This window comes from Streptomyces sp. NPDC058045, assembly GCF_042885635.1.
Taxonomy (GTDB): domain Bacteria; phylum Actinomycetota; class Actinomycetes; order Streptomycetales; family Streptomycetaceae; genus Streptomyces.
Genome location: NZ_JBHVRR010000013.1, coordinates 66,244 through 77,613, shown reverse-complemented (window position 1 = coordinate 77,613; position 11,370 = coordinate 66,244). Strand labels below are relative to the sequence as shown.

Genomic DNA, 11,370 nt, shown 5'->3' with positions numbered 1-11,370 from the left:
ACTCCTATCCCATGAAATGAGACAGTTCCGTCCATATTTTGGATGGCGGTGGACTGGCCCGAGATCTCCGTGCCACGCTTCCGTCATGTCCAGAGCTGGAGTTGCCTTGGTGAGTCGGCGCCACGTCGACCTCGGCCGCATGTCCAGCGCCATGTGTCGGCCGCACTGACCGCCCGGCACCCTTCTGGTTCTCCTCTTTCCTTTCTGCTCTTTCTGTCTTCCCTTCCCTGCGCAGCGCCGCGCCACCGTACGTACGCACGCCCCTGCCCCGTGCCCGTATGCGCAGGTCAGAGCCGCTTACCTGCCTGTCCTAAGGACTCATCCACCATGGCCGCCACCCCGTCGAAGCCCGCTGCCGCCACGCCCCGCCGCAAGGCGGGACGCCACCGTGGTGAGGGTCAGTGGGCCATGGGCCACTTCACCCCGCTCAACGCCAACGAGCAGACCAAGAAGGACGACGACGGTCTCAATGTGCGGACACGCATTGAGACGATCTACGCGAAGGGCGGGTTCGACTCCATCGACCCCGCCGACCTCCGCGGCCGCTTCCGCTGGTGGGGCCTGTACACCCAGCGCCGCCCCGGCATCGACGGCGGGCGCACCGGCGTACTGGAGCCGGAGGAGCTGGACGACCGCTACTTCATGCTGCGGATCCGGATCAACGGCGGCCGTCTCACCACCGAGCAGCTCCGTGTCATCGGGGAGGTCTCCGAGACCTACGCCCGCGGCACCGCCGACATCACCGACCGGCAGAACATCCAGCTCCACTGGGTGCGCGTCGAGGACGTCCCCGCGATCTGGCAGAAGCTGGAGGCGGTGGGCCTGTCCACCACCGAGGCCTGCGGAGACACCCCGCGCGGAATGCTCGGCTCCCCCGTCGCCGGGGTCGCCGAGGACGAGATCATCGACGGCGGGCCCGCGCTCGCCGAGATCGCCCGCCGCTACCTCGGCGACCCGGCCTTCTCCAACCTGCCGCGCAAGTTCAAGACCGCGGTCTCCGGCTCCCCCCAACTCGACGTCGCCCATGAGATCAACGATGTGTCCTTCGTCGGTGTCGTCCACCCCGAGCACGGCCCCGGCTTCGACCTGTGGGTCGGCGGCGGCCTCTCCACCAACCCCAGGTTCGGTGTCCGCCTCGGCGCCTGGGTACCGGAGGACGAGGTGCCCGACGTATGGGCCGGCGTCATCTCCATCTTCCGCGACTACGGCTACCGCCGGCTCCGCAACCGCGCCCGGCTGAAGTTCCTCGTCGCCGACTGGGGCCCGGAGAAGTTCCGCCAGGTCCTCCAGGACGAGTACCTGGGGCGGGAGTTGACCGACGGGCCCGCACCCGAGGCACCCACCAGGCCCTGGCGCGACCACATCGGGGTGCACCGGCAGAAGGACGGCCGCTACTACGTGGGCTTCGCACCCCGCGTCGGCCGGATGGACGGCTCGCTGCTCACCAAGGTCGCCGAACTCGCCACCGAGCACGGCTCCGGCCGGCTCTCCACCACCGTCGAGCAGAAGCTGATCGTGCTGGACGTCCCCGAAGACCGCGTCGACTCCCTGGTGGACCGGCTGGAAGCACTCGATCTGCGGGTCACCCCGTCCACGTTCCGCCGCGGCACCATGGCCTGCACCGGCATCGAGTTCTGCAAGCTGGCCATCGTGGAGACCAAGGAACGCGGCAGCGACCTCATCGACGAACTGGAGCGCCGCCTCCCCGAGTTCGGCGAACCCCTCACCATCAACATCAACGGCTGCCCCAACGCGTGCGCCCGTATCCAGACCGCGGACATCGGTCTCAAGGGGCAGTTGGTCACCGACGCCAACGGCAACCAGGTCAGCGGCTACCAGGTGCACCTCGGGGGCGCCCTCGGACTTGAGCCGTCCTTCGGCCGCAAGGTCCGCGGACTGAAGGTCACCTCCGCCGAACTCCCCGACTACATCGAGCGGGTGCTGCGCCGCTTCCTCGCCCAGCGCACCGAAGGCGAACGCTTCGCCGTCTGGGCGGCCCGCGCCGACGAGCAGGACCTGTCATGAGTGAGCGCGCCGCCCCGTTCCACTGCCCCTACTGCGGCGAGGAGGACCTGCGGCCCGGGACGGACGGGCACGGCAGTTGGGAGTGCGGGGCCTGCAACCGGGCCTTCCGGCTCACGTTCACCGGGCTGCTGGCCCGCGGTCTGAGCACACCAGGAACAGGAGGGGAAGCGATATGACCGCCGTCCGGGACGCCGGGCCCGCCGAGCTGCGGGCCCTCGCCGAACAGGCCGGGCGCGACCTGGAGGACTCCTCCGCGCTCGACATCCTCCGCTGGGCCACGGACACCTTCGGCGACCGCTTCTGCGTCACCTCCTCCATGGAGGACGCCGTCGTCGCCCACCTCGCGTCCCGCGCCCGGCCCGGAGTCGACGTGGTGTTCCTCGACACCGGCTACCACTTCCCCGAGACCATCGGCACCCGCGACGCCGTCGAAGCCGTACTGGACGTCCACGTCATCACCCTCACCCCCCGGCAGACCGTCGCCGAACAGGACGCCGAGCACGGGCCGAAGCTGTACCAGCGCGACCCCGACCTGTGCTGCTCACTGCGCAAGGTCGCCCCCCTCGAAGAAGGCCTCACCGGATACGACGCCTGGGCCACCGGGCTGCGCCGCGACGAGTCCCCCACCCGCGCCGGCACCCCCGTCGTCGGCTGGGACGAGAAGCGGCAGAAGGTCAAGGTCTCCCCCATCGCCCGCTGGACCCAGGACGACGTCGACGCCTACATCGCCGAACACGGCGTCCTCACCAACCCGTTGCTGTCCGACGGCTACGGCTCGGTGGGCTGCGCCCCCTGCACCCGCCGCCTCCTCGCCGGGGAGGACGCCCGCGCCGGACGCTGGGCAGGCAGCGGCAAGACCGAGTGCGGACTGCACGGCTGACATGACCTCCACCCACCACCCCCGCCAGGGGCACTCCCCGCAGGAGAAGGACGTGACCGGAGCCACCGTCTGGCTCACCGGCCTGCCCAGCGCCGGCAAGACCACCATCGCCCGCGAACTCGCCGGGCGCCTCAGCGCCGGCGGCCACCGCGTCGAGGTCCTCGACGGCGACGAGATCCGCGAGTTCCTCTCCGCCGGCCTCGGCTTCAGCCGCGAGGACCGCCACACCAACGTGCAGCGCATCGGCTTCGTCGCCGAACTCCTCGCCCGCCACGGCGTGTTGACCCTCGTCCCGGTGATCGCGCCCTACGCCGACAGCCGGGACGCGGTCCGCAAACGGCACCAGTCCGAGGGCACCCCGTACCTGGAGGTGCACATCGCCACCCCCGTCGACATCTGCTCCCGGCGTGACGTCAAGGGCCTCTACGCCCGGCAGGCCGCCGGTGAACTCAGCGGCCTCACCGGCGTCGACGACCCCTACGAGGAGCCCGCCGCACCCGATCTGCGGATCGAGTCGCAGCACCAGACCGTGCAGGAGTCCGCAGCGGCCGTCCACGCGCTGCTCACCGAGAGGGGCCTGTCATGACGACCGCGACCACCCCCGCCGAGGGAACGGGCAGCCCCTACGCGCTGAGCCACCTCGACGCCCTGGAGACCGAGGCGGTGCACATCCTCCGCGAGGTGGCGGGCGAGTTCGAACGGCCGGTGATCCTCTTCTCCGGCGGCAAGGACTCCATCGTGATGCTGCACCTGGCGCTCAAGGCGTTCGCACCCGCACCGGTGCCGTTCTCCCTGCTGCACGTCGACACCGGGCACAACTTCCCCGAGGTACTCGACTTCCGCGACCGCACCGTCGCCCGCCACGGCCTGCGGCTCCATGTCGCGTCCGTACAGGAGTACATCGACGCCGGCACCCTGCGCGAGCGGCCCGACGGCACCCGCAACCCGCTCCAGACCGTGCCGCTCACCGAAGCCATCCAGCAGCACCGCTTCGACGCCGTCTTCGGCGGCGGACGGCGCGACGAGGAGAAGGCCCGCGCCAAGGAGCGGGTGTTCTCCCTGCGCGACGAGTTCTCCCAGTGGGACCCCCGCCGCCAGCGCCCCGAACTCTGGCAGCTCTACAACGGGCGGCACGCCCCCGGCGAACACGTCCGCGTCTTCCCCCTGTCCAACTGGACCGAGCTGGACGTGTGGCAGTACATCGCCCGGGAGCAGATCGAACTCCCCGCGATCTACTTCGCCCACCGCCGCGAGGTGTTCCAGCGCGCCGGCATGTGGCTCACCGCCGGCGACTGGGGCGGCCCCAAGGACGGCGAGACGACCGAGAAGCGGCAGGTCCGCTACCGCACCGTCGGCGACATGTCCTGCACCGGCGCCGTCGACTCCGACGCCGCCACACTCGACGCGGTGATCGCCGAGATCGCCGCCTCCCGCCTCACCGAGCGCGGCGCGACCCGCGCCGACGACAAACTGTCCGAGGCCGCGATGGAAGACCGCAAGCGCGAGGGGTACTTCTAGAGATGACCAGCACCGCCACCTCCGGGCCACTGGACGGCCTGTCCGCCACCACCCTGCTGCGGTTCGCCACCGCCGGCTCCGTCGACGACGGCAAGTCCACCCTGGTGGGCCGCCTGCTGCACGACTCCAAGTCCGTCCTCGCCGACCAGTTGGAAGCCGTGGAGCACGCCTCCCGCAACCGCGGCCAGGACACCCCCGACCTGGCGCTCCTCACCGACGGCCTGCGCGCCGAACGCGAGCAGGGCATCACCATCGACGTCGCCTACCGCTACTTCGCCACCCCCCGCAGGCGCTTCATCCTCGCCGACACCCCGGGCCATGTGCAGTACACCCGCAACATGGTCACCGGCGCCTCCACCGCCGAACTGACCGTGATCCTCGTCGACGCCCGCAACGGCGTCGTCGAGCAGACCCGCCGGCACGCCGCCATCGCCGCCCTGCTGCGGGTGCCGCATGTGGTGCTCGCCGTCAACAAGATGGACCTGGTGGACTACGCGGAGCCCGTCTTCGCCGCCATCGCCGAGGAGTTCACCGCCTACGCCACCGAACTCGGCGTCCCCGAGATCACCGCCATCCCCATCTCCGCGCTCGCCGGGGACAACGTGGTGGAACCCTCCGCCACCATGGACTGGTACGGCGGGCCCACCGTCCTCGAACACCTGGAGACGGTGCCCGTCAGCCACGACCTGACCGCCTGCCACGCCCGGCTCCCCGTGCAGATCGTGATCCGCCCGCAGACCGCGGACCACCCCGACTACCGGGGCTACGCCGGGCAGATCGCCGCCGGCACCTTCCGCGTCGGCGAGCAGGTCACCGTCCTGCCCTCCGGCCGCACCACCACCGTCACCGGGATCGACCTGCTGGGCACCCCCGTCGACGTGGCGTGGACACCGCAGTCGGTGACGCTGCTGCTCGCCGACGACCTGGACATCTCCCGCGGCGACCTGATCGTGCCCAGCGACGACGCGCCCGCCACCAGCCAGGACGTCACCGCCACCGTCTGCCATGTCGCGGACCGGCCGCTCACCGTGGGCCAGCGGGTCCTGCTCAAGCACACCACCCGCACCGTGAAGGCCCTCGTCAAGGAGATCCCCTCCCGGCTCACCCTGGACGACCTCTCCCAGCACCCGGAACCGGGGCGGCTCGACGCCAACGACATCGGCCGGGTCACGGTCCGCCTCGCCGAACCCCTCGCCGTCGACTCCTACGCCGACTCCCGCCGAACCGGCTCCTTCCTGCTGATCGACCCGGCCGACGGCACCACCCTCGCGGCCGGGATGGCCGGCGACGCCTTCGCCGACGGCCCGGCCCCGGCACCCGCCGACGCCGACGACGAGGCCTGGGACTTCTGACATGACGGCCTCCGACGCCTACTCGACCTTCGCCAAGGAAGGCGGCCGCATCGGCAGCGGAGCTCTGGGCGCGGGGCAGGGCGGGGTCGCGCGATGTGTGCGATGACGTACGCGCACCGCACGCGCGCCCCGCGCACCACCACACCCCGTCCGTCAACACGCCCTTCCCGCCCGGCAGTTCCCCCGATTCACGCAGGGGGGACGTGAACCGGGCCGACGAGAGGAACCCTCCCGTGCCTGCCCTCCCGACACCCCTGCGCCGCGGACTCGCCGCCGCCCTCGCCCTGCCGCTGCTGGCCCTGGCCGCCACCGCCTGCGGCTACGGCTCCGCCGCCGACGACGGCGCCTCGGCGACCAAGCCCGCCAAGGGCGCGAAGAAGCTCTCCGCGGACCGGGTCCGGATCGGCTACTTCCCCAACCTCACCCACGGCACCGCCCTGGTCGGCGACCAGAAGGGCTTCTTCCAGCAGGAACTCGGCGCCACCAAGGCCGAGTACGCCCAGTTCAACGCGGGCCCCGCGGAGATCGAAGCGCTCAACTCGCACTCCATCGACATCGGGTACATCGGCCCCTCCCCCGCCGTCAACGGCTACACCCGCTCCGGCGGCAAGGACCTGCGGATCATCGGCGGAGCGGCCTCCGGCGGCGTCAAACTCGTCGTCAACCCCAAGAAGATCAAGTCCCTCAAGGACGTCAAGGGCCACAAGATCGCCACCCCGCAACTCGGCAACACCCAGGACGTGGCGCTGCTGCACTGGATCGCCGAGCAGGGCTGGAAGGTCGACGCGCAGAGCGGCAAGGGCGATGTGTCGGTGGTCCGCACCGACAACAAGATCACCCCGGACGCCTACCGCTCCGGCTCCATCGACGGCGCGTGGGTACCGGAACCCACCGCGTCCAAACTGACCGCGCTCGGCGCCAGGACCCTCCTGGACGAGAACGACCTGTGGCCCGGCGGGAAGTTCGTCATCACCAACATCGTGGTGTCGCAGACCTTCCTGAAGCAGCACCCGGACGTGGTGGCGGCGGTACTGCGCGGCTCGGTCAAGTCCACCGCCTGGATCAACGCCCACCCCGGCGAGGCCAAGCAGGCCGTCAACACCAAACTGAAGGAACTCTCCGGCAAGGCACTCCCGGCCGAGGTGCTGGACCCGGCGTGGAAGTCGGTCCGCTTCACCGACGACCCGCTGGCCCGCACCCTCGACGCCCAGGCGAAGCACGCCGTGCAGGCCGGACTCCTCAAGTCCCCGAAGCTGACCGGCATCTACGACCTGGCGCCCCTCGACCGGATCCTCAAGGACCGGGGCCGGCCCGCCGTGGACGACGCCGGACTCGGCACCACATGACCACCGCGCCTCCCGCACCCGGTGCGGGAGGCGCCCCCCGCTTCCAGGAGGTGACCGACATGGCGACCACCCTCGCCACAGCCGCGGACGACGCCGTCGCGGTCCAGAGCGCCGCGCGGCTCTCGCACGTCTCGAAGTCCTTCGCCGGGCCCGCCGGACAGCAACTCGTCCTCGACGACATCAGCCTCGATGTCGCCCCCGGCGAGTTCGTGACCCTGCTCGGCGCCTCCGGCTGCGGCAAGTCCACCCTGCTCAATCTGGTCGCCGGACTCGACCAGCCCACCGGCGGCACCATCAGCACCACCGGCCGGCCCGCGCTGATGTTCCAGGAACACGCCCTCTTCCCCTGGCTCACCGCCGGCAAGAACATCGAACTCGCCCTGAAACTACGGGGCGTGCCCAAGCAGGACCGCCGCGCCAAGGCGGACGAACTGCTGGAGCTGGTACGGCTGAAGGGCGCCCACGGCAAGCGGGTGCACGAACTGTCCGGCGGGATGCGGCAGCGGGTGGCGCTGGCCCGCGCCCTCGCCCAGGACAGCCGGCTGCTGCTGATGGACGAGCCGTTCGCCGCGCTCGACGCCATCACCCGCGACGTGCTGCACGACGAACTGACCCGCATCTGGCGCGAGACCCGGCTCTCCGTGCTGTTCGTGACCCACAACGTGCGGGAGGCGGTACGGCTCGCGCAGCGCGTGGTGCTGCTGTCGTCCCGGCCGGGCCGGGTGGCGCGGGAGTGGACCGTGGACATCGAGCAGCCGCGCCGGATCGAGGACACCGCGGTGGCGGAGCTGTCCGTGGAGATCACCGAAGAACTGCGTGGGGAGATCCGCCGCCATGGCCAGCACTGACACCACACCCGCGGCCCGGCCCGAGCACGCCGGCGACAACGGCGACAACGGCGACCTGGCCGGTCTGGAAGCGGGCCTGGACGCACTGGAGACGGTGCAGTCCGGGCGGCCCCCGCTGCGCGAGACCCTGCTGCGCAAGGTGCTGCCGCCCGCCGTGGCGGTGGTACTGGTGCTGGTGGTCTGGCAGTTGCTGGTGTGGGCGAAGGTCACCGACGCCTACAAACTGCCCTCGCCGTCCGCGGTGTGGGGCGAGATCCACGACGCCTGGCTCCGGGGCACCCTCCTCGGCTACATCTGGACCAGCGTCTCCCGCGGACTGCTGGGCTTCGCCCTGGCCCTGGTCATCGGCACCCCGCTGGGACTGCTGGTGGCGCGGGTCCGGTTCGTCCGGGCGGCGATCGGGCCGATCCTGTCGGGCCTCCAGTCACTGCCGTCGGTGGCGTGGGTGCCGCCCGCGGTGATCTGGCTCGGCCTCAACGACTCGATGATGTTCACGGTGATCCTGCTGGGCGCGGTGCCGTCCATCGCCAACGGGCTGGTGTCCGGCGTCGACCAGGTGCCACCGCTGTTCCTCCGGGCCGGCCGCACCCTCGGCGCGACAGGCCTGCGCGGCACCTGGCACATCGTGATGCCGGCGGCGCTGCCCGGCTATCTCGCCGGCCTCAAGCAGGGCTGGGCGTTCTCCTGGCGGTCCCTGATGGCCGCGGAGATCATCGCCCAGTCCCCCGATCTCGGCATGGGCCTCGGCCAGTTGCTGGAGGCCGGACGCACCAACAGCAGTATGTCCATGGTGTTCCTGGCGATCCTGCTGATCCTCGTCGTCGGCATCGCCATCGACCTGCTGATCTTCAGCCCCCTGGAACGGTGGGTCCTCCGCAACCGCGGCCTCATCGGCCGCACCTGACCCCGCCCCCTCTCCTCTCAAGTCCCGTCCCCCGCCCCGGAGTTGGTCCCATGAGCCAGAGCCCGAGCCCGGCCCTGCTCCTCATCGCGCACGGCAGCCGCGACCCGCGGCACGCCGCGACCGTGCACACCCTGGCCGACCAGGTCCGCACCCTGCGCCCCGGACTGCGGATCACCACCGGCTTCCTCGACTTCAACCTGCCCTCGGTGACCGGCGCCCTGGAGTCACTGGCCGCCGACGGGGTACGGGAGGTGGTGGCCCAGCCGCTGCTGCTGACCCGCGCCTTCCACGCCAAGGCCGACATCCCGGCCGTACTGCGGACGGCACCGCCCTCGCTGCGCATCCGGCGGGCCGAGGTGCTGGGCCCCTCCCCACTGCTCCTCGCGGCCCTGGAACGGCGGCTGTACGAGGCGGGGCTCGACCCCGCCGACAAGTCCTCGACCGGGGTGGTCCTCGCCTCGGCGGGGTCCTCCGACCCGGAGGCGATCGCAGTGATCGCAGAAATCGCGCGGGAGTGGCGGCGTACCGGTTGGTGCGCCGTGCGGCCTGCGTTCGCCTCCGCATCCCTCCCCACCACCGAACAGGCCGTCACCGCACTCCGGGCGAGCGGCGTCCGTCGCGTGGCGGTGGCCCCCTACGTCCTGGCCCCCGGCCGCCTCCCGGACCGCATAGCCCACGGCGCCACCACCGCCGACCACCTCGCCGACGTCCTCGGCCCCGCCCCGGAAATAGCCCAACTCCTGCTCCAACGCTACGAGTCGGCCCGCCTGCCACGGGTCTGCGCGGTGGGCGCTTGAGCCCAACGTTATTGCGGTGACTGAACACACACCCAGGGGTAACCTGTCGAGGTGACGGGGTCCTTACTCGAACCACTCCTCAACACCACCAGAGACCAAGCGATTTCACTTCTCGCGGGCAGTCTCGCCACCACCACAACCGCCTATGCCCGATGGCAGTTGTCCAAACGCCTACCGGCCCGCCGCACATGGCGTTTCTCCATAAGCGGCCGCCTGATCATGGTGGTGTCGGCGTCGGCGCATTTCCACACCGGTGTCTACACACGTCCCACGACCGGCGTCGGCCAGGTTCGCGCCATGTCCCTGCTCGTCCCCCTGCTGACGCGGGCATATCCGGGAATCGACCTTGAGCAGGTGAACCTGTCGTCCGATACACCCGGACGGGACCTGGAAGCCGATCTCCTCACCATCGGCGGCCCCAAAACCAACGAGATCACCGCCTGCTTACTGCCACGCATACCGCAACTGCCGTTCCGGGTGGACGGAACGGCAATCCACTGGGGCGACGACACCTATGAAGGGCTCGTCCAAGACGGCCATGTGACAAGCGACTTCGGGTACGTGGTACGCACCGTCAACCCGTTCGCGTCGGACCGCCGGGTGGTCATTCTGGGCGGATCCCACACCTACGGCACGATCGCCGCGGCCCGCTGGCTCCGAACACATGGCGGGGCGCGGCGCCTTCCCGCGGACGTGGCCGTCCTCGTACAGGCAGACGTACTTCAGGGCAGACACGTCGGCATTCCGCGCATCGTCCAACACAAGCCCCTGTAAGCAGACTTGCGGACATCCCCGATGAACCCTTATGAATCACGGCGAACCCCTACGAACCACGGTCGCATTCTGCTGTCATGCTGTGAGTGTGCTGACTATCGAGTGCTCGGTCATTCCCAAATCGGGGGACGCTGACCTGTGTGAGGACGGTTTCACCACAGGCTCGCACTTCGCGGCCGTGGTGGACGGTGCGACCGACAAGACCGGTGCCAGATTCGACGGGCTCACCGGTGGACGCTTTGTCATGCGGACCATTACCGATGCCATCCCGAGCCTTTCGCCGGACAGTGATGCGCAAACCGCGGTGACCGCGTTGACCCGGGCAGTGGCGGCTTCCCTGCCCGAGGAACTACCGGCGGACATCCGTCCCAGCGCTTCGGTCACGATCTACTCGGCGCTACGCCGTGAGGTGTGGCAGGTGGGCGATGTGGGCTTCTGGTTCAAGGGACTTCCGCATCAGCAGCCGCGCAAGGAAGTGGACCGCATCAACGCGAGTATGCGTGCGGCCGTTCTGAAGGCGGAGTTGCTCCGTGGCACCACCGAGCAGGAATTGGCGCGCACCGATCCCGGACGTTCGGCGATTCTTCCCCTGCTCCGCAGACAGTCCTCGTTCGCCAACAACCCGAAGGCCGGCCGCCTCGCCCACGCCGTCATCGACGGTCGCCCGGTGCCCGGGAAGCTGGTCACGGTGCGGCAGGTACCCGACCACATCACCGAAGTGGTCCTGGCCAGTGACGGGTACCCGGCGATCCTGCCCACCCTCGCCGACGCGGAAAGCCACCTGGACACGCTCCTGGCTCAAGACCCGCTGTGCATGGGGGAGTTGATGGGCACGAAGGGAGTGTCACCCGGGAACACCGGGTTCGACGACAGGACCTATCTGCGGCTCGCCGTCCAGACGACGTGAGACTCCTCCCCCCTGCACC

Annotated in this window: 13 protein-coding genes; all 13 read left to right on the top strand. The window is 70.3% G+C overall.

The window, feature by feature from the left end; all coding sequences use genetic code 11:
* Positions 1-16 precede the first annotated feature (16 nt).
* The 13 genes from ACFVST_RS11265 to ACFVST_RS11205 all read left to right on the top strand — a co-directional run bounded on the left by ACFVST_RS11265 (position 17) and on the right by ACFVST_RS11205 (position 11,351).
* Positions 17-169 carry a putative leader peptide gene (locus ACFVST_RS11265; RefSeq protein WP_390149176.1) on the top strand — a complete coding sequence of 51 codons (153 nt, stop codon included), beginning with the start codon at positions 17-19 and terminating at the stop codon, positions 167-169.
* A 158-nt stretch (positions 170-327) separates the two neighbouring features.
* Entirely contained in the window at positions 328-2,025 is a 1,698-nt protein-coding gene (locus ACFVST_RS11260; RefSeq protein WP_390149174.1) for a nitrite/sulfite reductase, read from the top strand.
* Positions 2,022-2,201 carry a hypothetical protein gene (locus ACFVST_RS11255; RefSeq protein WP_390149172.1) on the top strand — a complete coding sequence of 60 codons (180 nt, stop codon included), beginning with the start codon at positions 2,022-2,024 and terminating at the stop codon, positions 2,199-2,201. The genes ACFVST_RS11260 and ACFVST_RS11255 overlap by 4 nt, the downstream gene beginning before the upstream one ends.
* Complete coding sequence (locus ACFVST_RS11250) at positions 2,198-2,905, top strand: phosphoadenylyl-sulfate reductase (protein ID WP_390149170.1); 708 nt, start codon at positions 2,198-2,200, stop codon at positions 2,903-2,905. Before ACFVST_RS11255 ends, ACFVST_RS11250 begins: the two co-directional genes overlap by 4 nt.
* Before the next feature lies 1 nt (position 2,906).
* A complete protein-coding gene (gene cysC, locus ACFVST_RS11245; protein ID WP_390149168.1) occupies positions 2,907-3,491 on the top strand; it encodes an adenylyl-sulfate kinase in 585 nt (194 codons plus the stop codon).
* Positions 3,488-4,423, top strand: a complete 936-nt coding sequence (gene cysD / locus ACFVST_RS11240; protein ID WP_390149166.1) for a sulfate adenylyltransferase subunit CysD — start codon at positions 3,488-3,490, stop codon at positions 4,421-4,423. The genes cysC and cysD overlap by 4 nt, the downstream gene beginning before the upstream one ends.
* Positions 4,424-4,425: 2 nt before the next feature.
* On the top strand, positions 4,426-5,775 hold the full coding sequence (locus ACFVST_RS11235; RefSeq protein WP_390149165.1) for a sulfate adenylyltransferase subunit 1: 1,350 nt from the start codon (positions 4,426-4,428) through the stop codon (positions 5,773-5,775).
* A 233-nt stretch (positions 5,776-6,008) separates the two neighbouring features.
* The gene (locus tag ACFVST_RS11230; protein WP_390149163.1) at positions 6,009-7,121 is read left to right on the top strand and encodes an aliphatic sulfonate ABC transporter substrate-binding protein; all 1,113 of its coding nucleotides are present in this window, start codon (positions 6,009-6,011) and stop codon (positions 7,119-7,121) included.
* Positions 7,122-7,180: 59 nt separating this feature from the next.
* Entirely contained in the window at positions 7,181-7,969 is a 789-nt protein-coding gene (locus tag ACFVST_RS11225) for an ABC transporter ATP-binding protein (RefSeq protein WP_390149266.1), read from the top strand.
* Positions 7,956-8,873: an ABC transporter permease gene (locus ACFVST_RS11220; protein ID WP_390149161.1), complete on the top strand. Its 918-nt coding sequence runs from the start codon at positions 7,956-7,958 to the stop codon at positions 8,871-8,873. The genes ACFVST_RS11225 and ACFVST_RS11220 overlap by 14 nt, the downstream gene beginning before the upstream one ends.
* A 50-nt stretch (positions 8,874-8,923) precedes the next feature.
* Complete coding sequence (locus tag ACFVST_RS11215; protein ID WP_390149159.1) at positions 8,924-9,670, top strand: sirohydrochlorin chelatase; 747 nt, start codon at positions 8,924-8,926, stop codon at positions 9,668-9,670.
* 51 nt (positions 9,671-9,721) lie between these two features.
* Entirely contained in the window at positions 9,722-10,444 is a 723-nt protein-coding gene (locus ACFVST_RS11210; RefSeq protein ID WP_390149157.1) for a hypothetical protein, read from the top strand.
* An 88-nt stretch (positions 10,445-10,532) separates the two neighbouring features.
* On the top strand, positions 10,533-11,351 hold the full coding sequence (locus ACFVST_RS11205) for a hypothetical protein (RefSeq protein ID WP_390149155.1): 819 nt from the start codon (positions 10,533-10,535) through the stop codon (positions 11,349-11,351).
* The last annotated feature ends 19 nt before the right edge of the window (positions 11,352-11,370 follow it).

Coding starts and splice junctions, on each gene's coding strand:
- ACFVST_RS11260 (WP_390149174.1), top strand. CDS start 328: ATGGCCGCCACCCCGTCGAAGCCCGCTGCCGCCACGCCCCGCCGCAAG.
- ACFVST_RS11215 (WP_390149159.1), top strand. CDS start 8,924: ATGAGCCAGAGCCCGAGCCCGGCCCTGCTCCTCATCGCGCACGGCAGC.
- cysC (WP_390149168.1), top strand. CDS start 2,907: ATGACCTCCACCCACCACCCCCGCCAGGGGCACTCCCCGCAGGAGAAG.
- cysD (WP_390149166.1), top strand. CDS start 3,488: ATGACGACCGCGACCACCCCCGCCGAGGGAACGGGCAGCCCCTACGCG.
- ACFVST_RS11265 (WP_390149176.1), top strand. CDS start 17: ATGAGACAGTTCCGTCCATATTTTGGATGGCGGTGGACTGGCCCGAGA.
- ACFVST_RS11250 (WP_390149170.1), top strand. CDS start 2,198: ATGACCGCCGTCCGGGACGCCGGGCCCGCCGAGCTGCGGGCCCTCGCC.
- ACFVST_RS11235 (WP_390149165.1), top strand. CDS start 4,426: ATGACCAGCACCGCCACCTCCGGGCCACTGGACGGCCTGTCCGCCACC.
- ACFVST_RS11255 (WP_390149172.1), top strand. CDS start 2,022: ATGAGTGAGCGCGCCGCCCCGTTCCACTGCCCCTACTGCGGCGAGGAG.
- ACFVST_RS11220 (WP_390149161.1), top strand. CDS start 7,956: ATGGCCAGCACTGACACCACACCCGCGGCCCGGCCCGAGCACGCCGGC.
- ACFVST_RS11225 (WP_390149266.1), top strand. CDS start 7,181: ATGGCGACCACCCTCGCCACAGCCGCGGACGACGCCGTCGCGGTCCAG.